Below are 22,536 nucleotides of genomic sequence, written 5' to 3' on the forward strand. Positions count from 1 at the left end.
CTTACCGAGCGCGTTGGAGCGAGGACGGAGAATCCCGACCGGCACCGACCCGAAGAACAACAGAACGCGCCCCAAAGGGGCGCGGGGAACTGCGCAAAGACGAGAACAGGCCCGCACCCGAAGAGCGACCCGAAGGGGCAGCATCCAGGGGCGCGGAGAACTACGCAAAACCACCGAGCGACGGCACAGGAACAAGTACGCCCCGCACAGGAAACAAAGGCGACCCACCAGCCAGGACCGGCCAGGTCACACGCGGCCCGCGTACTCCCAGAAGTCCCGCATGACCGCCGGAGGACGCGGTCCGGCCATCGCGACCTGGGTGAGCAGGATCCCGACCGCCCCCGTCGCGGGCACGACATGCGCGGTCGTCCCGGTACCGCCGGACCAGCCGTACCGCCCGGGGACGTTCCACGGTTCGACCGCGAGGACGTCCACGGTGCCGCCGTACCCCCAGCCCTGGCCCTCCAGGAAGAGGGCGCCCTCCGAGCGCTGCGCGGCGGTGAGGTGGTCCGTGCGCATCGTGCGTACCGAGACGGGGTCCAGCACCCGGAGGCCGTCGTCCGCGGCCCCTCCCGCGAGCAGCATCCGGCAGAAGGCCCACCAGTCGTCGAGGGTGGAGACCAGTCCGCCCGCTCCGGACGGGAAGGCGGGTGGACGGCTCCACAGCCCGTCCCTCGCGTCCTTCAGTACGAGCCCACCGGCTTCGGCGGGTTCGTAGAAGCTGGTGAACCGGTCGAGCTTCGCGGGCGGTACATGGAACGCGGTGTCGGTCATCCCGAGCGGTTCGAACAGCCGCTCCGCCAGGTATTCGGGGAGCGGACAACCGGCGGCCCGGGCCACGAGGACGCCCTGGATGTCGGAGCTGGTGTGGTACAGCCAGGTCGTCCCGGGCTGGGCGAGCAGGGGGATGCGGGCGAGCCGGGCCGGCCATTCGTCGGGCGTCAGCACCATGTCGGGGTGGGGCAGGCCCTGGTACAGCTCGGTGATCAGCGGGGTGACCGCGGGCAGGGTGAAGTCCGACGGGAAGCCCCACCCGGCCCGCGAGCTCAGCAGGTCCTCGACGGTGATCGGCCGTTCGGCCGGCACCACGTCCTCCAGCGGACCGCGCTGGTCCCGGACGACGGCCGGGGAGGCCAGTTCCGGCAGCCAGGTGCCGACCGGGTCGTCGGGCGCCAGCTTCCCGTCCTCGATCAGGGTCATGACCGCGGCGGCGGTGACCAGCTTGCTGAGCGAGGCGATCCGGAAGAGGCTGTCCCGCGCCATCGGGGCGGTGCCCTCGGTGTCGGCCGTACCGGCCACCGCGATCTCGGTCCGGCCACCGCGTGCCACCAGGGCGACGGCGCCCGGCACCGAACCCTCGGCCACCCGGGCTTCCAGCAACGCGCTCAGTGGGGACGTGGACTCCGGCATACGCGCGGTCCTCTCACTCGTCGGTCGGGGTCCGCGGCTCGGCCCCCATCTCACCGTAAGGACTCGAAGCCCGGCCCGAACTGATCGCCGCTGGCGTATCCACGCCAGTCGCGGCGGACCGGGGCCGGGTCGCGTGGACACGGGACCGTCGCGCGGGTCAGCCGAAGGTGGCGACGTCCAGCCAGAGGTCCAGGAGCGCGCGGTCGCCGGTGACCGTGACCCGGCCGTCGTCCAGCGGGCGGCGGCGGTAGAAGGCGAGCAGCACATCGGTGAGCGGGCCGCTCAGCTCGACCGTGGCGGAACCGCTGCCCCGCCGCCAGCGGAACCCGTCGTCCTCGAAGGTGATGAGCCAGTGGGCGTCGAGGCCGTCCGGCGCGTCCGTGGCCCGCAGCAGCAGGCTCCGGCCGGAGCCGCTCAGTTCGGGTGCCCGTTCGGCCTGCTCGCTGCGCTGGATGAAGTGGACGATCTCCAGCCACTCGTCGAGCGCGTCCGCCGCCACCTCCGGGCGGACCTCGAACGGCAGTCCCGCCGCGAGGGTCGCGTCCGCGCGGTGCACGACCAGTTCATGGGTCATCCGGCGGGCCCAGAACCCGGCGGTCCGCTCCCAGCCCCACGTCCATACGGGGGTGTCCGGTCCGGCGCCCCCGAGGGCGTCGGCCAACTCGGCGGCGGTCTGCGCCAGCCAGGCGTCGAGGGCTTCGACGGTGGACCCGGCGGGTCCCGCGGCCCCGGGGACCGTCTCCTCGGGGATGTTCTCCTGGGCCCGCTCCCGCACCAGATGTGTGGCCCAGCGGACGGCGCCGCCGGTGTGCCGCACCAGGTCGTCGAGGGTCCAGTCGGGGCAGGTCGGCACCTGTCGCGTCAGATCGGCGCCCGAGGCGAGCACCAGCCGCAACCGGTCGATCTCCCGGACGATCTCCTCGCGGTGGCGGACGTATCCGAGCCCCGTCGCGGGGACATCCAGGTTCTGCTCATCACTCGAACTGATCATGCGGGGCACCCTACGCACCCGTCCCCCCGGGACCCAGCGGTTTTCCCAAGGCCGGGGAGTCGCGCGGATTCCGTACGGCTCACCCGAGGACGACCGTCTCCGTCACCTCGAACGTCACACCGACCCGCCCGCCCTGCTCGGGCGCGTCCCGCAGTCCGCACGCGGCCTCCAGCTCGGGCCCCGACTCCGGCTGGAGGCGCACCGCTACATGCGTCCCCCGGAAGGTCCGCGCCGTGACCACGCACGCCAGCCCCGCGTCCGGGGCGACCAGCCGCACCCCGGCGGGCCGCACCAGCAGCGGGCGCCGACCCGCCGCCGTCCCCTCCGGTACGGGCACCTTGCCCCAGGGGGTGTCGGCCCACGGGCCGCTCACCGTCGCGGGGACGATGTTCCCGAAGCCGAGGAAGCGGGCCACGAACTCGTCCGCCGGGCGCTGCCACACGGCGAGCGGTGTCCCGCTCTGGGCGACCCGTCCGTCCCGCATGACGACGACCCTGTCGGCCAGCGCGAACGCCTCGCCCTGGTCGTGCGTGACCGCCAGTACCGTGGTGCCCAGCGCGGTGAACAGGTCCCGCAGCTCCACCACCAGACGCTCCCGCAGGGTCCGGTCGAGCTGCCCGAGGGGCTCGTCCAGCAGCAGCAGCCGGGGACTCGGCGCCAGCGCGCGGGCGAGCGCCACCCGCTGCTGCTCACCCCCGGACAGCGAGGCCACCGCCCGGTGTGCGGCACCCGGCAGCCCCACCAGGGACAGCAGCTCCGCCACCCGGGCGTCCCGCTCGGCGCGTCCCGCTCCCCGTACCCGTGGCCCGAACGCGACGTTCCCGCCGACATCGCGGTGTGCGAAGAGCTGATGGTCCTGGAACATCAGGCCCACCCCCCGGCGGTGCGCGGGCACCCCCGACTGGTCACGGCCCCCGAGCAGCACCTGTCCGGCGTCCAGTTCCTGGAGTCCCGCGACCACCCGCAGCAGGGTCGACTTGCCGCTGCCGCTGGGGCCGAGGACGCACACGATCTCGTGCTCGGCGACATCCAGGGTGACGGAGTCGAGCGCGGCCCGGTCGCCGAAGCGGACGGTCGCCTCCGCGAGCCGCAGCGCGGGCGCCGCCTCCCGCGCCACCGCCGGGTCGCCGTCGGTCCGGTCGGTGCCGTCGGTGCGGTCGGTCCGGTCGGTCATCAGAATTCTCCCGCTTGGTCGGTCCGGAGCCGTTCCAGGACGAGCAGCGACACGGCGCACACCACCATCAGCAGCGTCGACAGGGCCATGGCCTGGCCGTAGTTGAGTTCCCCGGCACGGCCGAGGAGCCGGGCGACGGCGACGGGCAGCGTCGGCTCGTCGGGCCGCGCGATGAACACCGTCGCGCCGAACTCCCCGAGCGACACCGCGAACGCGAACCCCGCCGCGATCAGCAGCGCCCGCCGTACCAGCGGCAGATCGACCTCGCGCCAGGCACGCCACGGGGACGCCCCCAGCACGGCGGCGGCCTCCCGCAGCCGTTCGTCGACCGACCGCAGCACCGGCAGCATCGTCCGCACCACGAACGGCACCCCGACCAGGGCCTGGGCGAGGGGCACCAGCCACCAGGAGGCCCGCAGATCCAGCGGCGGCTCGTCGAGGGTGATCAGGAAGCCGAAGCCGACGGTGACCGCGGACACCCCGAGCGGCAGCATCAGCAGCGCGTCGAACCCGCGCACCAGCCGTCCGGCGCGCCGGGTCAGGGCCGCCGCCGCGAGTCCGCCGACGACCAGCGCGATGGCGGTGGCGGCGAGCGCGTACAGCAGGGAGTTGCCGATGGCGTTGATCGGCGGCACCAGGAACGCGCCGCCCTCGGCGGAGGTCAGAGCGCGGTAGTAGGTGAGGGTGAGGCCGCCGTCGGCGTCCTGGAACGAGCGGGCGACGAGGACGGCGAGCGGCAGCAGGATCAGGGCGGCGACCGTCGCGAGGACCCCGGCGAGCAGCGCCCACTGCCCGGGGCCGCGCGGACGGCGCGCGGTGGTCGCGGCGTCGACCAGCCGCAGGGCGTCCTGCCTGCGCCGCACCGTCCAGGCGTGGACCAGCAGGATCAGTACGACGGCCGCGAACTGTACGAGGGTGAGCACCGCGGCGGCGGAGAGGTCGAAGATCTGCGAGGTCTGCCGGTAGATCTCCACCTCCAGCGTGGAGTACGCGGGTCCGCCGAGGATCTGGACGACACCGAAGGAGGTGAAGGTGAAGAGGAAGACCATCAGGGTGGCCCCCGCGACGGCGGGCCGCAGCGCGGGCAGGGTGACCCGCCGCCAGGCGGTGAACCGGGACGCGCCGAGGACCCGGGCGGCCTCCTCCTGCCGCGGGTCGAGCTGCGCCCACAGCCCGCCGACGGTACGGACCACGACGGCGTAGTTGAAGAAGACGTGGGCGAGCAGGATCGCCCAGACGGTGGTGTCGAGCCGGACGCCCGCTGTCTCGTCCAGCAGTCCGCCCCGGCCGAGGAGTGCGAGGAACGCCGATCCGGCGACGACCGTGGGCAGCACGAACGGCACGGTCACCACTGCCCGCAGCACCTGCTTGCCGGGGAACGAGAACCGGGCGAAGACATAGGCGCCGGGAAGCGCGATCAGCAGGGTGAGGGCGGTCGACGCGAGCGCCTGCCAGGTGGTGAACCAGAGCACCTCACGGATCTCGGGCTGGGCCAGCACCTCACCGATACGCCCGAGTTCCCAGGCTCCGGCGGGCCGCAGCCCGCGCGCGACGATCGCGGTGACGGGGTAGGCGAAGAACACCGCGAAGAACACGACGGGCAGGGCCATCAGCCCGAACCGCAGGGCGCTCCCCCGGCGCCGGGCCCGCCGGGAGGCGGGGCCCGGGCGCACGCCGCGACGGGGCCCGGGGCGCTCGGCCCCGGCCCCGCCGCCGTCCTTGACGGGGGCGTGCCGGTCGTCGGCTACTTCACTACGAGCGAGGTCCACTGCTTGACCCACTGGTCGCGGTTGTCGGCGATGCGCTGCGGGTCCATCGTCAGCGGCGCGTCGACCTTCACGGCGTACTTGGCGAAGTCGGCCGGGGGCTTCACGTCCTTGTGGACCGGGTCGACGAACATGTTCAGCGGCATGTCCTCCTGGAAGGTCTTCTCACTGAGGAAGTCCAGCAGCGCCTTGCCGCCCTCGGGGTTCTTGGCGCCCGCGAGCAGGCCCGCGTACTCCGCCTGCTGGAAGCAGGTGCCCTTGGCCACCCCGGTCGGCGCCTCGGCGGGCTTGGGGTCGGAGTAGATCGCCTCGACGGGCGGCGAGGACGCGTACGACACGACGAGCGGACGGTCGCCGCCCGCCTTCTTGCCGCCCGCGGAGCCGGAGAACTCCTCGTTGTACGCCTGGTCCCAGCCGTCGACGACCTTGACGCCGTTGTCCTTGAGCTTCTTCCAGTAGTCGGGCCACTCCACGTTGCCCTCCTGGGCGACGGTGCCTATCAGGAAGCCGAGGCCGGGCGAGGAGGTGGCGGGGTTCTCGACCACGAGGAGGTTCTTGTACTCGGGCTTCACCAGGTCGGCGAAGGTCTCCGGCGGGGTGATGTCCTTGTCGGCGAAGTACTTCTTGTCGTAGTTGACGCAGATCTCGCCGGTGTCGACCAGGGTGACGCGGTCCTTCTTGTCGAGCAGGGGCCGCTTGGCCAGCAGGACGCTGTCGGCGCCGTGCGCCTCGTAGACCTCGAAGAGGTCGTTGTCGAGGCCGCGGGACAGCAGGGTGTTGTCGATGCCGAAGAAGACGTCGCCCTGCGGGTTGCCCTTGGTGAGGATGGCCTTGTTGACGGCGACGCCCGCGTCCCCGTCCTCCAGGACCTTCAGCTTGTACCCGGACTCCGCCTCGAACTCCTCCAGGACCTTCTCGGAGGCGGCGAAGGAGCTGTGGCTGACGAGGGTGACCGTCTTGGAACCGCTGCCGTGCGAGTCGCCGCTGGAGCTCTCGGCGCACGCGGAGAGCGTGACGATACCGAGTCCGGCCGCGACGGCCGCTGCGGTGACCTTCTTGGTGGTGCTCACGTGGTTCTTCCTCCTGGGGGCGGACCAGGAAGAGACGCGGCCCCGCCCGCGCACCCGGACGGGGTGCGCGGACAGGGCGCAACAGCTTGAGTGGTGACCGAACTTCCTACCCGGAATGACCCGGGCGAGGTTCAGAGGGTCTGCGGCCCACCGGTGACCCGGCTGCCGCACTCTCAGCGCTGTGGCGCTCCCCTGTCGGAAAAATGCAGTTGTCTGTGTACGGGTGTGTCGGTGTACGGACCCTATGCGGGTGTACGGCCCAAGCGTACCGGTCTAACGTTCGGACGCCGCCAGCTGTCCACAGGCGCCGTCGATCTCCTGGCCCCGGGTGTCGCGGACGGTGACGGTCACGCCGTGCGCGGCGATGGCTTCCACGAACGCCTTCTCGTCCTCGGGACGGGACGCCGTCCACTTCGAGCCCGGTGTCGGGTTCAGCGGGATGAGGTTGACGTGCACCCGCTTGCCCTTGAGCAGCCGGCCGAGGCGGTCACCGCGCCACGCCTGGTCGTTGATGTCGCGGATCAGCGCGTACTCGATGGAGATCCGGCGGCCCGACTTCTCCGCGTACTCCCAGCCCGCGTCCAGCACCTCGCGGACGTTCCAGCGGGTGTTGACCGGGACGAGCGTGTCGCGCAGCTCGTCGTCGGGGGCGTGCAGGGAGATCGCGAGGCGGCATGTGAAGCCCTCGTCGGCGAACCGGTGGATCGCGGGGACCAGACCGACCGTGGACACCGTGATCCCGCGCTGCGACAGCCCGAGGCCGTCCGGCTCGGGGTCGGTGAGCCGGCGGATCGCCCCGACGACGCGGTTGTAGTTGGCCAGCGGCTCTCCCATGCCCATGAACACGATGTTCGACAGCCGGGCGGGGCCACCGGGGATCTCCCCGTCCCGCAGGGCCCGGACGCCGTCCACGATCTGGTGCACGATCTCCGCCGTGGACAGATTGCGGTCGAGACCGGCCTGGCCGGTGGCGCAGAACGGGCAGTTCATCCCGCATCCGGCCTGGGAGCTGATGCACATCGTGACCCGGTCGGGGTAGCGCATCAGGACGGACTCGACGAGGGTCCCGTCGAAGAGGCGCCACAGCGTCTTACGGGTGGTGTCGTCGTCACAGCTGATGTGCCGCACCACCGACATCAGGTCCGGGAGGAGCGCCTCCTGGAGCTTGTCGCGCGCTCCGGCGGGGATGTCGGTCCACTGCGCGGGGTCATGGGCGTACCGCGCGAAGTAGTGCTGCGACAGCTGCTTGGCGCGGAACGGCTTCTCGCCGATCGCGGCGACGGCGTCCTTGCGCTCGGCGGGCGAGAGGTCGGCGAGGTGCCGCGGGGGCTTCTTGGCTCCGCGCGGGGTGACGAAAGTGAGTTCTCCGGGCTTGGGCATGGTGCATCCAGTGTCGCAGAGAAACGGTGAGGGGTCGGCCGCCCTGTGGACAACCGACCCCTCAGCAAGCTTTCCGCAGGTCAGACGTGCTGCGTGCGAACCGTTCCGTCAGCCTTGTCCGACGAAGACCACCAGCAGCAGCCAGACCACCGGGGCGGTCGGCAGGAGCGAGTCCAGCCGGTCCATGATGCCGCCGTGGCCCGGCAGCAGGGTGCCCATGTCCTTGATGCCGAGGTCCCGCTTGATCATCGACTCGCCGAGGTCGCCGAGCGTCGCACTCACGGCGACCGCGAGGCCCAGCAGCAGCCCCTGCCACCAGGTGCCGCCGTCGATGAGGAACTCCATGCACAGGGCGCCCGCGGCCATCGCGAACCCGATCGCCCCGAACAGGCCCTCCCGGGTCTTGCCGGGGCTGATGCGCGGGGCGAGCTTGTGCCTGCCGAAGCGCCAGCCGACCGCGTAGGCACCGGTGTCGCTGACCACGGTGAGCACGAGGAACGTCAGGACCCGCCAGTCACCGTCGTCCGCGGTGAGCATCAGCGCCACGAACGTCGCCAGGAACGGTACGTAGAACGCGGCGAAGACCCCCGCCGTGACGTCCTTCAGATAGCCGTCGGGCGGTTCGGTCATCCGCCACACGAGCACGGCCAGCGCGGTGAGCGCCGTCGCCACCCACGCGCCCTCGGGCCCGCGCGCGTACCCGGCGACGACCATGGCGGCGCCACCGACGGCGAGCGGCACGAGCGGGGCGTTGATGCCCTTGCGCTCCTTGAGCCGTGACGTCAGTTCCCACAGCCCGAAGACGACGGCGACGGCGACGACACCGACGAAGACCGCCTTCTGCACGAACAGCGAGGCGACGATCACCGCTCCGAGGCCCACCCCGACACCTATGGCCGCGCCCAGATCACGTCCCGCGGTCTTCTTCTGCGGTACGGGGGCCGGTTCCGGGACGATGGGCATGGGCTCCTGTGGCATCTGCGGCGCCGTGGGGTGCGTGGCCCGCCGCGGGCTCTGACCGCCCGGGGCTTGATACGGGGAGCCACCCGGCGAAGCGGCTCCCCAGCCGTCCGGTTCCCCGCCGCTCGCGGGCACACCGGGCACGATCGGCATGGGCTGTGTCTCTCCTGGACGCACGAGGTCTAGCGCATCGTACGCAGGAGCGGCCGGTGCCGCTTCGTGACGCGGCCCGGGAGTGGCGGGACGCGTGCCGGGGACGGTGGCCGGGAGCGGGGCCCGCAGTTCGCCGGTGTACGGCTGCGCGGGCGCGCCGTACCCGGGGGCGGCCGGTGCCTGGCCCGGTACGGCCGGATACGGGACGCCGGGTCCGGGCGGGGCGGGAGCGAAGCCCTGGCCGGGGTCGTGGACGGACGGGGCCGGCGGATGAGCGGCGCGGCCCGGGGCAGGGTGGTACCCCTGGGCGACGGTGTGCCCGAAGGCAGCACCGTGACCCGGGGCGGGACCGCGGTCCTGAGTCGGCCCGTGGCCGGACCCGTCGGCGGGTCCCTGGTCGGTCGGGAGCCCCGGCCCGGCGTATCCGGCCCGTGAGGGCGCTCCCCAGGAAGAGTCGTTCATCAGACTTCGAGCAGCTCGGCTTCCTTGTGCTTCAGCAGCTCGTCCACCTGGGCGACGTACTTCGTGGTGGTGTCGTCCAGCTCCTTCTCGCCGCGGCGGCCGTCGTCCTCGCCGACCTCGCCGTCCTTGACGAGCTTGTCGATGGAGTCCTTGGCCTTGCGGCGCACGGCGCGGATCGAGACCTTGGAGTCCTCGGCCTTGCTCTTGGCGACCTTGATGTAGTCGCGGCGGCGCTCCTCGGTGAGCTCGGGGAACGTCACCCGGATGATGTTGCCGTCGTTGCTCGGGTTGACGCCGAGGTCGGAGTCCCGGATCGCCTGCTCGATGTTGCGCAGCGCGCTCTTGTCGAACGGGGTCACGATGGCCATGCGCGGCTCGGGCACCGAGAACGAGGCGAGCTGGTTGATCGGTGTCAGCGCGCCGTAGTAGTCCGCCACGATCTTGTTGAACATCGCCGGGTGCGCACGGCCGGTGCGGATCGCGGCGAAGTCCTCCTTGGCGACGACGACGGCCTTCTCCATCTTCTCCTCGGCTTCGAGGAGGGTCTCTTCGATCACCAGTTGCTCCTGCGTGTCTTGAGTAGGCCCGGCCCCGGTGGGGGTGCCGGCCGCGTCGCGTCTGTCCCCTGCACGGTGTACGACCGGCAGGGCTTTGTCCATCCCCTGTCGGGGCCCCGGCGGGGGACCCGACTGGCGGGGCCGACCGGGGTGATGGCCGGGCGGGTCAGGCCCGGGCGCCCTGGTCGCCCACCAGCGTGCCGATCTTCTCACCCCGGACCGCCCGGGCGATATTGCCCTCCACGAGCAGCTCGAAGACGAGGATGGCCAGCTTGTTGTCACGGCACAGGGTGATCGCGGTGGCGTCGGCGACCTTCAGGTCACGGGTGATGACCTCGCCGTAGCCGAGGGAGTCGAACTTGACCGCGTCCGGGTTGGTCTTGGGGTCGGAGTCGTAGACCCCGTCCACACCGTTCTTGCCCATCAGCAGCGCCTGCGCGTCGATCTCCAGGGCACGCTGGGCGGCGGTGGTGTCGGTGGAGAAGTAGGGCATGCCCATACCGGCGCCGAAGATGACGACGCGGCCCTTCTCCAGGTGCCGTACGGCCCGCAGCGGGATGTACGGCTCGGCGACCTGACCCATGGTGATGGCGGTCTGGACCCGGGAGTCGATGCCTTCCTTCTCCAGGAAGTCCTGGAGGGCGAGGCAGTTCATCACGGTGCCGAGCATGCCCATGTAGTCGGAACGGGCCCGGTCCATACCGCGCTGCTGGAGTTCGGCGCCCCGGAAGAAGTTGCCGCCGCCGATGACGACGGCGATCTCGAAGCCGTCACGCACGACGGCCGCGATCTCCCGGGCGATCTTGTGCACCACGTCGGGGTCGACACCGAGACCCCCGCCGCCGGCGAACGCCTCACCGGAAAGCTTGAGCATAAACCGCCCGGCGACCGTGCCGTCATCGCTCTTCGCGCTCTTCGCGCCCTTCTCACCGGTACCGGCCTTGGTGGTCATAGCGTTCTCCTCGTGGTGCACATACGAAGAAGGCCACTGCCGATGGGGTGTCGATGGCATCCCATGCGCGGCAATGGCCTCCTCGTCAGATCTGCGGTGGTCCGTCGCGTACGCGGTCGGTACGCGAGCGACCGCTGTAGACCCTAGCGGGGTCTACCGGCGATCGCCGTACGGACTCAGATGCCGACCTTGATGCGCGAGAAGCGCTTCAGGGTGACACCGGCCTCGTTCAGGACCTGCTGGACGGACTTCTTCTGGTCGAGCGCGTACGCCTGACCCAGAAGGGTGGCTTCCTTGAAGAAGCCGTTGACGCGACCCTCGACGATCTTCGAGATGGCCGCCTCGGGCTTGCCCTCGTTGCGGGTGGTCTCCTCGGCGACGCGGCGCTCGCCCTCGACGATCTCCGCCGGGACGTCCTCACGGGAGAGGTACTTCGGGGCGAACGCGGCGATGTGCTGCGCGATGCCCTTGGCGACCTCGGCGTTCGGCTTGTCCAGCTCGACCAGGACACCGATCTGCGGCGGCAGGTCGGGCATGGTGCGGTGCATGTACACGGAGACGTAGGCGCCGGTGAACTGCGCGAAGCGGTCCAGGACGATCTTCTCGCCGAGGTTGGCGTTGGCCTCGTCCACGTACGCCTGGACGGTCTTGCCGGCCTCGATCTCGGAGGCGAGCAGCGCGTCCAGGTCGGCCGGGGAGGTCTTGGCGACGTGCTCGGCCAGCGCGGCGGCGGCGGCCTGGAACTTCTCGCCCTTGGCGACGAAGTCCGTCTCGCACTTCAGCTCAAGGATGACACCGGAGGTGTTGTCGTCGGCGATGACCGAGACCACGGCGCCGTTCTCGGCGGAGCGGCCCTCGCGCTTGGCGACGCCCTTCTGGCCCTTGACGCGCAGCAGCTCGACGGCCTTGTCGACGTTGCCGTCGGCCTCGTCGAGAGCCTTCTTGCAGTCCATCATGCCGGCGCCCGTGAGCTCACGGAGCTTCTTGACGTCGGCGGCGGTGTAGTTCGCCATGAGTCTGAATCTTTCTCGAAGTCTGGAGGTATCGAGCGTCCACGGGGGTCACCGGCGGCGATGGCCGGAGCCGGGTGTGCTCCCGTGGAACCGAAACCGACGGGCGGGGGGCCGGTGGGGCGTGGGTTGTCGTACCCACGCCCCACCGTTCCGACCTGTCGGTCCTCTACTGGGTGCGGTCAGCCCTGCTCGGCGTCGGCGGCGGGCGCCTCGGCGGCGGGGGCGTCAGCGGCCGGAGCCTCGGCGGCGGGCGCCTCGGCAGGGGCCTCGGCCTCGGCGGCGGGCGCGTCGGCGGCGGGGGCCTCGGCCTCAGCGGCGGGGGCCTCGTCGGCCGGAGCGTCGGCGGCGGGGGCGGCCTCGTCGGCCTTCTTCTCGCCCTCCAGGAGGTCGCGCTCCCACTCGGCCAGCGGCTCACCGACGGCCTTGTCGCCCGGCTTCGAGTCACCGGTGGCGACACCGGAACGGGAGATGAGGCCCTCGGCGACGGCGTCGGCGATCACGCGGGTCAGCAGGGTGACGGAGCGGATCGCGTCGTCGTTGCCCGGGATCTTGTAGTCGACCTCGTCGGGGTCGCAGTTGGTGTCGAGGATCGCGACGACCGGGATGTTGAGCTTGCGGGCCTCGCCGACCGCGATGTGCTCCTTCTTGGTGTCCACGATCCAGACGGCGCTGGGCACCTTCTGCATCTCGCGGATACCACCAAGGGTCTTCTCCAGCTTGGTCTTCTCGCGGGAGAGGACGAGGAGTTCCTTCTTGGTCAGACCGGAGGCGGCGACGTCCTCGAAGTCGATCTGCTCAAGCTCCTTGAGGCGCTGGAGGCGCTTGTACACGGTGGAGAAGTTGGTGAGCATGCCGCCCAGCCAGCGCTGGTTGACGTAGGGCATGCCGACGCGGGTGGCCTGCTCCGCGATGGCCTCCTGCGCCTGCTTCTTCGTGCCGACGAACATGACCGTGCCGCCGTGGGCAACGGTCTCCTTGACGAACTCGTAGGCGCGGTCGATGTACGACAGCGACTGGAGCAGGTCGATGATGTAGATGCCGTTGCGCTCCGTGAAGATGAATCGCTTCATCTTCGGGTTCCAACGACGGGTCTGGTGACCGAAGTGGACGCCGCTTTCCAGCAGCTCCCGCATCGTGACGACGGCCATGGCCGTGTTCTCCTTGGACTCGGTTGTCGCATCCGCCGGACGGCGGTCGCGCCTGACGCCCCGGCGCGCTGTGCCACGAGGGACCGAGGAGCGCGGACACTGCCGTGTTGAGCGGCAGATGTCGGGGCGTGCGAAGTCGACCCGGTGACCCGGGTCGCCACATGAAGTGTACGGGACCTTGACCCCCTCGGATGACGCCGCTGTCCACAACCACCCGGTACTCCACAGATCGGCCTCGCGGCGGCCACGGAGCGTCATGACCAGGCACCGTGGAGCACATGGCCCGAGCGGGCCGGAACGGGGGACGGGGATGCGCGCACACGGTGACGGACCGGATGACGGGCCGGATGACGGGCCCGGCGACGGACGCTGTTCGGCGAGGGCGGGGGCGGGGTTGCAGAGGCGAGTACGGGTCCGCGTGCCGACTTGGGTACGGGTGCTGGTTCGGGTACGGGTTCGGGTGCCGCTACGGGTACGGGCGGGAGTGCCGGCACCGGCGAGGGCACGCGGGCCGTTTCCGACCCTGCTGCCGGTACTGACGCCGGTACTGCTGCTACTGGCGTTGACGCTGGGGGCATCACCCACGGCCCTGCGGACGGCGGCAGCAGGGGACACGGGCCCGGGCGGGAGCGGTGGCGGTATCGGGAGTGCGCGCAGCATCCCGGCGGCCGACTCCACCGCGCGGTCGGATCACCGGCCCGACAGCCCCGTCGGGCACCTCCAGCGACCACGGACCGCACGCCCGGTGCCGCCGCCGGTGGCCATATGGCCACTGGCGGCAAGCCCCCGACCGCTGGTACTACGTGGCTGGCTCCCTCCGGCCACCGCGTACACGGCAGGGCACCGGGGTGTGGACCTGGCGGCTCCCCCGGACACCCCGGTACGGGCGGTGGCCCCGGGGCGGGTGACCTTCGCGGGCCGGGTCGCGACCAGGAACGTGATCACGGTGGAACTGACGGGTACGGGCACCCCACCGCTGCGTCTGACCCATGAACCCGTGCGCCCTTCGGTCCGCCGGGGCGACCACGTCACCGCAGGCCAACTCCTGGGCCGGACGGAAGCCATCGGGTCCCACTGCGCCACCGGCTGTCTCCACTGGGGACTGCGCCGCGCCGACCAGTACCTGAACCCCTTGTCGCTGCTCCCACCCGCCCTCCTGCGAGCCCCCTCCCCCCGCCTGCTCCCCCTGACCACCGGACGACACCCCCCGGCACCCCGAAGCCCCGTACAACCCGCACCCGAAGAACCAAGCGGCTGAGGCTCCCCGCGCTCCAAAGGGGCGCGGGGAACTGCGCGAATGGCGCGACATCCGCAGCAGAAAGACAACCACCACAGGCACCGGCAGCCGCACCACGACCAGGCAGTGGCACCCACCGAGGCCCAGGCGCACAGCACCCCGCGCGCACAGCCGAAGGGCCCGGTACCGGCACGACACACGCACCCGACAGAGACACAGGAACAGCCCACAACGAGGGGCCACACCGCAGCCGCAGGGAAGGGGAAAGGGAAGGGGGAGACAGCACAACGGGGCGGCACAGGCCCCACAACACGGGCCGAAGAACCCGCGACGGGCCCGAGGCCCTAGCCGCGCACCCCGCGCAACGCCATCGAGACCGCCGCGTCGGCGACCGCCGACGGCTCCTCCGCACCCAGCTCCACCCGCCGGGCCGCCGCGTCCACGACGCCCTGGAGCAGCATCGCCGCGAGGCGCGGTTCCGTGTGCCCCATGTCCCGCAGGGCCTCCGCGAGGATGGCCACCAGCCCGCCGTGCGCGGCGCGGATCTTCTCCCGGGCGCCGGCGTCCAGCTCACTCGCGGAGATCGCGACGACGGCGCGGTGCCGACGGTCCCCGACGAGGTCGAGCTGGCGTCGCACATACGCCTCGATCTTGCCCTCGGGGCCCTCGCCGAGGGCCATGGCGCCCTCGACCTCGGCGGCCCAGACGGGGAAGTCGACCGCGCAGAGTTCCTCGACGACCCCGGCGCGCGACTTGAAGTACTCGTAGACCGAGGACCGGGCGAGGCCGGTGCGCTCGGCGAGGGCGGGGAAGGTCAGCGCCTCCGTCCCTCCTTCGGACAGCAGGGACCGCGCGGCGTCCAGCAGGGCGGCGCGCTGCATCGAACGGTGCTCGGCCACTGAGGCCGCTCGAATCCTTGGCACCCCCCCACTCTACGGACGCCGGGGCCGTCGCGGGAGGCGGTCACCCCCTCCGGCACGTCGCGGACCGGCGCGTTCCCGGGGCGGTCGGCCTACGGAGGGGGTGATCCGGCCGTGGGACGAGCGCTCAGCGGCCGAATCCGGCCAGTTTCGCGCGGAGCTGGAGTACCGACTTGGTGTGGATCTGGCTGACCCTGCTCTCCGTCACTCCGAGCACATGGCCGATCTCGGCGAGTGTCAGGCCCTCGTAGTAGTAGAGGGTGACGACGGTCTTCTCCCGGTCGGGCAGGGTGTTGATGGCGCGGGCGAGGAACCGGCGCAGCTCGCGGTCCTCGGCGACCTCGACCGGGTTGTCCGCGCCGGTGTCCTCCAGGGTGTCCATGAGGCTCAGCCGGTCGCCGCTCTCCCCGCCGACATGCAGGAGCTCCTCCAGGGCGACCACATTGGCCAGGGACAACTGGCTGAAGACCCCGTGGAGTTCCTCCAGGGCGATCCCCAGCTCGGCGGCCACCTCGCTCTCCGAGGGCGTGCGCCTGAGCTTGGCCTCCAGGGTGGCGTAGGCGCGTTCGACGTTGCGCGCCTTCTGCCGGATGGAGCGGGGAATCCAGTCCAGCGCGCGCAGTTCGTCGATCATCGCGCCGCGGATACGGGTGATCGCGTAGGTCTCGAACTTGATCGACCGCTCGATGTCGAACTTCTCGATCGCGTCGATCAGCCCGAAGACCCCGGAGGACACGAAGTCGGCCTGCTCGACATTGGGGGGCAGCCCGACGCTCACCCGGCCCGCGACGTACTTGACCAGCGGCGAGTAGTGCAGGATCAACTGCTCGCGCAGCCGGCCGTCGCCCGTCGTCTTGTACGACCTCCACAGCTCGTCGAGCGTCGAGGGGGCGGGAGGCCGCACGCTCCCGCGGGCTGCGGGGGGAGCAGCCGCCCGGTCAGACCCGGAGGTGTGCTGGGGCATTCGTCGCCTTGTGCCGTTCTGCCGTGAACTGGGTGGGAATCCATGTGAGCGTAGCGTGACTGGAGTGTCGCGGTGTGCGAGGGGTCTGGGATCATCTGTGCGCAGATACGTTCCGTTGATGCCCCGCAGGAGTCGCGGGCGTCGTTCCGGAGGGCGCCCGCGAACCCCCGAGGCCCTTGGTGTGCGGGGGTACGGCACACGTGCGGGTGACACGCGTGGCGTCAATTCGGACTCCTCCCCTGGCCTCGCCCGGGCGTGTTCCCCGCCTGGCGTGTCAACTGCCAGCCGTCGCCGTGTCGTTCGACGAACCCCAGCGAGTGGAGCTCGTAGAGCCTGCCGATGGCGTCGTCCTCGGTGGTGGCGGCCTCCCGCGCGATCTCCCGCGCGCCGGCGGCGCTGCCCGCGGGCAGCGCGGCGAGCACCCGGGCGGTGGCGGTGCTGAGCAGGTCGCGGGGAAGGACGGGGCCTTGGCGGCGTGGCGCGAGCTGACCGATCTCCCCGACCAGTTCCACGATCTCGGCCGCGTCGGTGACCAGGACGGCGCCCTCCCTCAGGAGTTCGTGCACACCGGCGGACTGCGCGCTGCTCACCGGTCCGGGCACGCCCATGGTGAACCGGCCGAGGCGGGCGGCGGAGCGTACCGTGGCGAGGGCGCCGCTGCGGTGGGCGGCCTCCACGACGACGGTGCCGCGGGTGAGTGCGGCGATCACACGGTTGCGCAGGATGAAGCGCGAGGCGGTGGGGTGCTCGCCGGGCGGTAACTCGCCTACGAGCAGGCCCTGTTCCGCGATACGGCCGATCAGTGCGCGGTGGCCCTGCGGATAGGGCCGGTCGACCCCGCAGGCCAGCACCGCGACCGTGGCGCCGCTCGCGGCGAGGGCACCCCGGTGGGCGGCGCCGTCGATCCCGTACGCGCCCCCGGAGACGACCACCCAGCCGCGTTCCGCGAGGTCGGCGGCGAGCCGGGCGGCGGTGTGGGCGCCGTACTCCGTGCACGCGCGGGCGCCGACGACGGCGACCGAGCGGAGCGCCCAGATCCGCAGGCCGGGGTGGCCGCGCACCCACAGCCCGAGAGGCCGGGCGAGGCCCAGGTCGTCGAGCTGGGCGGGCCACTCACCGTCCCCGGGGCACAGGAAGCGCGTACCGGTGTCCCGGGCAGTGGCCAGGTCCCGCTCGGGGCGCATGCGCTCGGCCCGGGAGCGGAGTCCGGCCCAGCGCCGGGGGGACGCGCCGGGCAGTGGCTCACCGCCCTCGGCGAGCCGTCGGGCGACCTCCATGGGCCCGAGCTCCGCCAGCCAGCGGCCCGCGCGCTCGTCGCCCGGTTCGAGGACGCGGGTCAGGGCGGCCCGGGCCAGCCGCTCCTCGTGGTCCGCGCTCATGCCGGGGCCTCGACGGCGAGCGGGACCCCACGGGGCACCCCGGTGCGCAGTTGCAGGGCGAGGGCCACGTCGGCGGTGCTGGGACGGTCGTGGCCGGTGAGGTCCGCGACGGTCCAGGCGACCCGCAGCACCCGGTCGAGGCCGCGGGCAGTGAGCAGGCCGCGTTCCATCCCGCGCTCGGCCTCGTCCAGCGCGCCGGGGACGGGGCGCCAGCGGGTGCGCAGTTCATGGCCGGGTACCTCGCCGTTGGCCCGCCAGGGGGTGTCCGCGAGGCGGTGGGCGGCCCGCTCACGGGCGGCGCGGACCCGCTCGGCGACGGCCTTGGTGCTCTCGCCGCGCTCCCCCAGCGCGGTGAGCTCGGCCCGGGTCACCGCGTCGACCCGTACCCGCAGGTCGACGCGGTCGAGGAGCGGGCCGGACAGCCGGGACTGGTAGCGCCGGATCGCCTGGGGCGTGCATTCGCAGGCGATGCCCCGCTGACCGAACCGGCCGCAGGGGCAGGGGTTGGCGGCGAGGACCATCATGAACCGCGCGGGCAGCCGGACCATCCCGGCGCTGCGGGCGATCACCACATGCCCCGATTCCAGGGGCTGGCGGAGCGCGTCGAGCACATGCCCGCTGAACTCCGGGGTCTCGTCGAGGAAAAGTACCCCGCGATGGGCGAGGGAGACGGCCCCGGGCCGGGCCACCCCCCGGCCGCCGCCCACCAGGGCCTGCATGGTCGCCGAGTGGTGCGGGGCGCAGTAGGGCGCGCGGTCGACCAGGGGCTGGCCCGGCGGGAGCAGTCCGGCGACGGAGTGGATCGCGGTCACCTCCAGGGACTCCTGGCGGCCCAGCGGCGGCAGGATCGCGGGCAGCCGCTCCGCCAGCATCGTCTTGCCCGCGCCGGGCGGGCCCTGGAGGAAGAGATGGTGTCCGCCCGCCGCGGCGATCTCCACGGCCGTACGGGCGGAGCGCTGGCCGACGACATCGGCCAGGTCGGGTACATGCTCCCGGCCGCCCGATCGCGGCGCCGCCAGACCGCTGCCGAAGCCCTCGCCCGGCAGGGTCAGCCCGGCCAGCAGGGGGTCCGGGCGGCCGGGCTCGTCGGGCTCCTCCTCGGGGACGGGCTCGCCGCTGAGGACCGCGATGAGCTGGCGCAGACTGCGCACCCCGAGGACCGCGACCCCGGGGACCAGGGCCGCCTCCGCCGCCGAGGACTCGGGGACGACGACCTGCCGGTATCCGGCGTCGGCCGCCGCGAGGACGGCGGGGAGCACCCCGCGCACCGGACGGACCCGGCCGTCCAGGCCCAGCTCACCGACCATCACCAGGTCGGCGAGGACCTTGGGGTCGACGCGTTCGGCGGCGCCGAGCACCGCGCTGGCCACGGCGAGGTCGAAGCCGCTGCCGCCTTTGGGCACGGACGCGGGGCTCAGCCCGACCGTGAGCTTCTTCTGGGGCCACTGGGCGCCGGAGTTCGAAGCTTCCCTGATGCTTGAGTGAGTTCAAGCGTCAGGAGTGACAGAAGTTGAGTACGTGGCAAGTGGTGCGGGTGCCGGATCCAGGTCGGTGGGGGACGCTGCCGACTGAGGGCGTTCTGGGGGTGCGGGATCTGCCGGAGGCGGTGGCCCGGATCGGGCTGAAGCCGGGTGATCCAGTGTTCGTACGGCCGGACGGAATGGTTGATGCGGGTCTTCTGGATTTCGTTCGGTCGAACACGTTCCGGAATATGGAGCGGGAATCCAAGCGGAACTATTCGACGGATATGCGTCTGCTGCTGGATTTCCTGTCGTCGCGGGATGTCGAGTGGCGGCAGGCGACCCAGCAGGATCTGGATGACTTCCGGGACTGGCGGTGTGACGCGCCGGAGAACCCGGAGCAGATCAGCGGGACGAAATGGAATCGGGAGGCGGCCGCTTTCACCAAGCTGTTCAAGTGGGGGAAGGTAAGCCCGCTGCCGGTGGATGTGTCGCGGCGGGAGGACCGGGCGGCGGACTCGGTCAGCTCGCGGGTGTCGTGGCTGACGCCGCGGACCTGGGGTCTGTGGTCGGACATCGGGCTCCGTGGTCACACCCGGGCTGGTCTCCCGGAGCAGGGGTGGGATTCGCGGACGGAGATACGGAACACGAGCTTCGTGCAGCTGCTGCTGTCTTCGGCTCTTCGGCGGCAGGAGGGCGGGTCGCTGCTGGTCTTCGAGCTGCCGACCCAACGCCTTCGGCACGGCCAGTACTGCCACGGCCGGATAGCCGGGGCGGTGACGCGGTCGAAGAACAGCCGGGTGTTCTACGCCTCGGTGGACGCGGTCGGCCAGGTCGAGGCATACATCGAGTCCGAGCGGGCCTGGGCCATCGCGCGGGCCCATGCGGCGGGCCGCTACGAGCGGCTTCCCGAGATGCACTTGATCACCCGGGTGACCAGCGGACTGAAGCCGAAGGTCGAGTGGGTCGACCGGAACGGCGTCATCGGTGAGAGAGAACTGTCCCGGCTGGACTGGATGGAACGGCAGTCGCTGTTCCTGGAGGGACCGGATGGTCCGGAGCCCGCCTATCTGTGGCTGACCGAGCAGGGCCTGCCGATGGCGCCCGACAGGTGGAACGGGGTCTTCAGGACAGCGAACCTGCGCTGCGAGAAGGTCCTGCTCACAGAGAAGGAGCGGACGGTCTCCCGGGACTTCCGGCTGGCGGAGGTGCGGGGCAAGAGCCCGTATGCCACCCCGCACTCAGCCCGACACTCGGCCGCCCTTTACCTGCTGATCGTGCTGAACCAGCTCATGGAAACCCGCTACGGCCTCACGAAGAAGGAGAGGCGGGACTTCGCTCTGCTGTTCGGCGATCCGTGGTGGCTGGTCAAGACGATCCTGGGTCACGCGGACGTGGAAACCACGAAACGCCACTATCTTGCGCCCGTTGCGCATCTGCAGCTGGAGTCGATCCTGGCCATGGCGGAGAGAGACGACGGTGAGGATCCGCAGGTCGAGGATCTGGACGGCGTCTTCGCGCGTCTTGCCCGGGAGACGGCCGGGATCCAGGACATCGACAGCCTCCTCGGGGCGGCGTCGTGAGCGGGCGGGGACGCAAGGCGGTCCTGCCGCCTGCCGGTCACCAGGTCGAGCCTCCGCTGGCTCAGGAGGGGCTGATGGTGGCGGTAGTGAACAAGGCTGGGTTCAACAAGGAGTTCGACTTCGCCCAGCTGTCGGCTCCTGAGGCGATGCAGCGCGCGCTGGCTGCCGCGTTTGCCACGCGGTCCCGGAGCTGGAACAGCCACCTCACCGCGATCACCTGCTGGGACAAGATCGTGATCTTTGTCCGCTTCCTGTCTGAACTGGAGAACCCGCCCGGGGATCTGGACGATCTGACCGTGGCCTCGTTGAAGCGCTGGCGGACCCTTCACGTCGGCACCAATACCGGCAGACTCACACTCATCGTGATCCGCAAACTGCTGCAGCAGGAGCCGAGACTGGCCACCGGGCCAGTGGCGGAGGAACTGTCCCGGCGCATTCCCTCGCCGGAACCGAGCAAGCAGTCCTTCGGCAAGGACGAGCGCGAACGGATGGCGCTGGCTGCCCAGCGGCAGTTCCGGTCCGCCTGGATACGGATCCGGGAGAACACCGCTCTGCTGGACAGCTGGCGGTCTGGTGCTCTTGCCGAGGGGAGCCGGGAGTGGAAGATCGGCACGGTCCTTGATCATCTCGCCCGCACGGGTGACGTCCCCCGGACCGTCTTTCCCAGCGGACAGGTCTACGTGACGCACCGCCGTCTGCTGGGCGGCGCGAGCGCGGAGAAGTCGTGGGGCAGGCTGTTCCTTACGCCCAGAGAGCTCACCGCTCTGGCTGTCCTTCTGACGGACAGGTTCGGCTGGAATCTTTCCGTCTACAGCCGCATGCCGGCACCCACCGCTGCACCGTCGGCCGGTGAGAGGGCTTCGGTGACCTATCAGGTCGAGATCGAGAAGCGCAGAGCGGGTGGTGGCCGGTGGTTCTCCACGGAGAACATCACTGATTCCGGCGCCGACTCCCGCGGAAGGCTCATCACCCAAGCCCTTGAGGCCACCGTCCACGGTCGTGTTCTGGCTTCCCGTCTGGCTCCGGGAACCGACTTCCTGATGGTCACGCGCTCGCACAACTCGTTGCGGGACACACGGGACATGGACCGGCCCCGTCCGGTGGGCCCGCTGGCCTTCGGGGTGACTGATGAGGACGCCAAGCGGTGGGGGCGTGAGAACCGACTGGGCGGATCGCCGTTCCAGCGGTCCCGGCGGACGACGGTGACGGGCGAAGGCCGTCCTCTTCAGCACACCCAGGGCACCCACGAAAGCGTCTACGTGCTGCCCGACCAGCAGGTCCAGCGCGCCTCCCGGAACGTGTTCGGGGACGGCGCCCTCGAAGCCCTGGAACAGGCATGGACCGTCGTCTTCGGGGGACATCTCGCCGACAAGCCGGATCCGGACCACCAAGAGGCTGCTGTCGCGGACTGCGCGGACGAGACGACCAGCCCCTGGCCTGCTGTCGGCGTACGACATATGCTCCCCAGCCGCGTACGGATGAACGTCCCCAGCTACGTCGCGGGAGGCAGCACGGCTGAGGAACCTGGTTGAGATCGTCAGGTCGGCCGGAGACACTCGCATGATGAGTCGTAGCGCATCGCCCGGATCGGTCGAACGAGGCTGGGACGAGCCGTGGTACCGGGTTCGCACGGACGCCTTCGAGGCATCGTTCCTGCCTAGCTCAGGCGAGAACCTGGACTCGGTGTGCAACGTCGACGTCTTCGTGGACCTCAAGGACGGATCCCGGTGGAGCGCGACCGTCTTCACGGTCGCAGAGGTCGAACGCTTGATGCAGACCTGGGCTGGAAGCGGCGAGGCTCTCGGCGGCCGCTACTTCTGGGTCTCGGACGGCCTGATCGTCAGGGATCCCGGCATCGACAGCATGACCCAGGTGATCGCCGGACTGATCGAGAACGACGAGTTCACTGCGATCTTCCAGCGACTCGAAGACGACTGACCAAGCCCCCGGCCACTTC

Annotated in this window: 18 protein-coding genes and 1 pseudogene; 4 read left to right on the top strand and 15 right to left on the bottom strand. The window is 71.1% G+C overall.

Features of this window, described 5'->3' with window-relative positions; translation table 11 throughout:
- Window positions 1-246 precede the first annotated feature (246 nt).
- The 11 genes from OG711_RS11140 to rpsB all read right to left on the bottom strand — a co-directional run bounded on the left by OG711_RS11140 (window position 247) and on the right by rpsB (window position 13,036).
- Window positions 247-1,410: a serine hydrolase domain-containing protein gene (locus OG711_RS11140; RefSeq protein WP_329559172.1), complete on the bottom strand. Its 1,164-nt coding sequence runs from the start codon at window positions 1,408-1,410 to the stop codon at window positions 247-249.
- 157 nt (window positions 1,411-1,567) lie between these two features.
- On the bottom strand, window positions 1,568-2,401 hold the full coding sequence (locus OG711_RS11145) for a maleylpyruvate isomerase family mycothiol-dependent enzyme (protein WP_073793340.1): 834 nt from the start codon (window positions 2,399-2,401) through the stop codon (window positions 1,568-1,570).
- Between the two features lie 79 nt (window positions 2,402-2,480).
- Complete coding sequence (locus tag OG711_RS11150) at window positions 2,481-3,575, bottom strand: ABC transporter ATP-binding protein (RefSeq protein ID WP_329559173.1); 1,095 nt, start codon at window positions 3,573-3,575, stop codon at window positions 2,481-2,483.
- A complete protein-coding gene (locus OG711_RS11155; protein WP_079185012.1) occupies window positions 3,575-5,185 on the bottom strand; it encodes an ABC transporter permease in 1,611 nt (536 codons plus the stop codon). The genes OG711_RS11150 and OG711_RS11155 overlap by 1 nt, the downstream gene beginning before the upstream one ends.
- A gap of 134 nt (window positions 5,186-5,319) precedes the next feature.
- On the bottom strand, window positions 5,320-6,411 hold the full coding sequence (locus OG711_RS11160) for a thiamine ABC transporter substrate-binding protein (protein WP_099279493.1): 1,092 nt from the start codon (window positions 6,409-6,411) through the stop codon (window positions 5,320-5,322).
- 273 nt (window positions 6,412-6,684) lie between these two features.
- Complete coding sequence (gene rlmN / locus OG711_RS11165; RefSeq protein ID WP_329559174.1) at window positions 6,685-7,791, bottom strand: 23S rRNA (adenine(2503)-C(2))-methyltransferase RlmN; 1,107 nt, start codon at window positions 7,789-7,791, stop codon at window positions 6,685-6,687.
- Window positions 7,792-7,899: 108 nt separating this feature from the next.
- Window positions 7,900-9,033, bottom strand: coding sequence for a phosphatidate cytidylyltransferase (locus OG711_RS11170; RefSeq protein ID WP_399504483.1), 1,134 nt, complete (start codon window positions 9,031-9,033; stop codon window positions 7,900-7,902).
- A gap of 332 nt (window positions 9,034-9,365) precedes the next feature.
- Window positions 9,366-9,923: a ribosome recycling factor gene (gene frr, locus OG711_RS11175; protein ID WP_073793336.1), complete on the bottom strand. Its 558-nt coding sequence runs from the start codon at window positions 9,921-9,923 to the stop codon at window positions 9,366-9,368.
- Between the two features lie 166 nt (window positions 9,924-10,089).
- Window positions 10,090-10,875, bottom strand: a complete 786-nt coding sequence (pyrH, locus tag OG711_RS11180; protein ID WP_073793335.1) for a UMP kinase — start codon at window positions 10,873-10,875, stop codon at window positions 10,090-10,092.
- Window positions 10,876-11,051: 176 nt separating this feature from the next.
- Window positions 11,052-11,888 (bottom strand): translation elongation factor Ts, encoded by an 837-nt coding sequence (gene tsf, locus OG711_RS11185; protein ID WP_073793334.1) that lies wholly within the window; start codon window positions 11,886-11,888, stop codon window positions 11,052-11,054.
- A 179-nt stretch (window positions 11,889-12,067) separates the two neighbouring features.
- Window positions 12,068-13,036, bottom strand: coding sequence for a 30S ribosomal protein S2 (rpsB, locus tag OG711_RS11190; RefSeq protein ID WP_073793333.1), 969 nt, complete (start codon window positions 13,034-13,036; stop codon window positions 12,068-12,070).
- A gap of 310 nt (window positions 13,037-13,346) precedes the next feature.
- Between rpsB and OG711_RS11195 the strand changes: the two genes are divergently transcribed.
- Complete coding sequence (locus tag OG711_RS11195; RefSeq protein ID WP_405673195.1) at window positions 13,347-14,294, top strand: M23 family metallopeptidase; 948 nt, start codon at window positions 13,347-13,349, stop codon at window positions 14,292-14,294.
- Window positions 14,295-14,617: 323 nt separating this feature from the next.
- On the opposite strand, the gene OG711_RS11200 is transcribed toward OG711_RS11195, so the two are convergent.
- The 4 genes and pseudogenes from OG711_RS11200 to OG711_RS11215 all read right to left on the bottom strand — a co-directional run.
- Window positions 14,618-15,172: a TetR/AcrR family transcriptional regulator gene (locus OG711_RS11200; RefSeq protein ID WP_073793331.1), complete on the bottom strand. Its 555-nt coding sequence runs from the start codon at window positions 15,170-15,172 to the stop codon at window positions 14,618-14,620.
- A gap of 148 nt (window positions 15,173-15,320) precedes the next feature.
- Entirely contained in the window at window positions 15,321-16,157 is an 837-nt protein-coding gene (gene whiG, locus OG711_RS11205; protein ID WP_073793330.1) for an RNA polymerase sigma factor WhiG, read from the bottom strand.
- A gap of 221 nt (window positions 16,158-16,378) precedes the next feature.
- On the bottom strand, window positions 16,379-17,536 hold the full coding sequence (dprA, locus tag OG711_RS11210; protein ID WP_329559176.1) for a DNA-processing protein DprA: 1,158 nt from the start codon (window positions 17,534-17,536) through the stop codon (window positions 16,379-16,381).
- A pseudogene (locus OG711_RS11215) lies at window positions 17,533-18,996 on the bottom strand (YifB family Mg chelatase-like AAA ATPase); the annotation flags it as partial. The gene dprA and the pseudogene OG711_RS11215, both read right to left, overlap by 4 nt.
- A 251-nt stretch (window positions 18,997-19,247) precedes the next feature.
- Between OG711_RS11215 and OG711_RS11220 the strand changes: the two are divergent.
- The 3 genes from OG711_RS11220 (at window position 19,248) to OG711_RS11230 (ending at window position 22,517) form a co-directional block, all read left to right on the top strand.
- Window positions 19,248-20,579 (top strand): integrase, encoded by a 1,332-nt coding sequence (locus OG711_RS11220; protein WP_329559177.1) that lies wholly within the window; start codon window positions 19,248-19,250, stop codon window positions 20,577-20,579.
- A gap of 74 nt (window positions 20,580-20,653) precedes the next feature.
- On the top strand, window positions 20,654-22,111 hold the full coding sequence (locus OG711_RS11225) for a hypothetical protein (protein ID WP_329559178.1): 1,458 nt from the start codon (window positions 20,654-20,656) through the stop codon (window positions 22,109-22,111).
- A gap of 31 nt (window positions 22,112-22,142) precedes the next feature.
- Window positions 22,143-22,517: a hypothetical protein gene (locus OG711_RS11230; RefSeq protein WP_329558867.1), complete on the top strand. Its 375-nt coding sequence runs from the start codon at window positions 22,143-22,145 to the stop codon at window positions 22,515-22,517.
- The last annotated feature ends 19 nt before the right edge of the window (window positions 22,518-22,536 follow it).

The sequence above is a fragment of the Streptomyces uncialis genome (assembly GCF_036250755.1).
Classification (GTDB): domain Bacteria; phylum Actinomycetota; class Actinomycetes; order Streptomycetales; family Streptomycetaceae; genus Streptomyces; species Streptomyces uncialis.

Coding starts and splice junctions, on each gene's coding strand:
- pyrH (WP_073793335.1), bottom strand. CDS start 10,875: ATGACCACCAAGGCCGGTACCGGTGAGAAGGGCGCGAAGAGCGCGAAG.
- OG711_RS11220 (WP_329559177.1), top strand. CDS start 19,248: ATGGAGCGGGAATCCAAGCGGAACTATTCGACGGATATGCGTCTGCTG.
- OG711_RS11145 (WP_073793340.1), bottom strand. CDS start 2,401: ATGATCAGTTCGAGTGATGAGCAGAACCTGGATGTCCCCGCGACGGGG.
- rlmN (WP_329559174.1), bottom strand. CDS start 7,791: ATGCCCAAGCCCGGAGAACTCACTTTCGTCACCCCGCGCGGAGCCAAG.
- OG711_RS11150 (WP_329559173.1), bottom strand. CDS start 3,575: ATGACCGACCGGACCGACCGCACCGACGGCACCGACCGGACCGACGGC.
- dprA (WP_329559176.1), bottom strand. CDS start 17,536: ATGAGCGCGGACCACGAGGAGCGGCTGGCCCGGGCCGCCCTGACCCGC.
- OG711_RS11230 (WP_329558867.1), top strand. CDS start 22,143: ATGAGTCGTAGCGCATCGCCCGGATCGGTCGAACGAGGCTGGGACGAG.
- rpsB (WP_073793333.1), bottom strand. CDS start 13,036: ATGGCCGTCGTCACGATGCGGGAGCTGCTGGAAAGCGGCGTCCACTTC.
- whiG (WP_073793330.1), bottom strand. CDS start 16,157: ATGCCCCAGCACACCTCCGGGTCTGACCGGGCGGCTGCTCCCCCCGCA.
- tsf (WP_073793334.1), bottom strand. CDS start 11,888: ATGGCGAACTACACCGCCGCCGACGTCAAGAAGCTCCGTGAGCTCACG.
- OG711_RS11155 (WP_079185012.1), bottom strand. CDS start 5,185: ATGGCCCTGCCCGTCGTGTTCTTCGCGGTGTTCTTCGCCTACCCCGTC.
- OG711_RS11225 (WP_329559178.1), top strand. CDS start 20,654: ATGGTGGCGGTAGTGAACAAGGCTGGGTTCAACAAGGAGTTCGACTTC.
- OG711_RS11195 (WP_405673195.1), top strand. CDS start 13,347: ATGCGCGCACACGGTGACGGACCGGATGACGGGCCGGATGACGGGCCC.
- OG711_RS11140 (WP_329559172.1), bottom strand. CDS start 1,410: ATGCCGGAGTCCACGTCCCCACTGAGCGCGTTGCTGGAAGCCCGGGTG.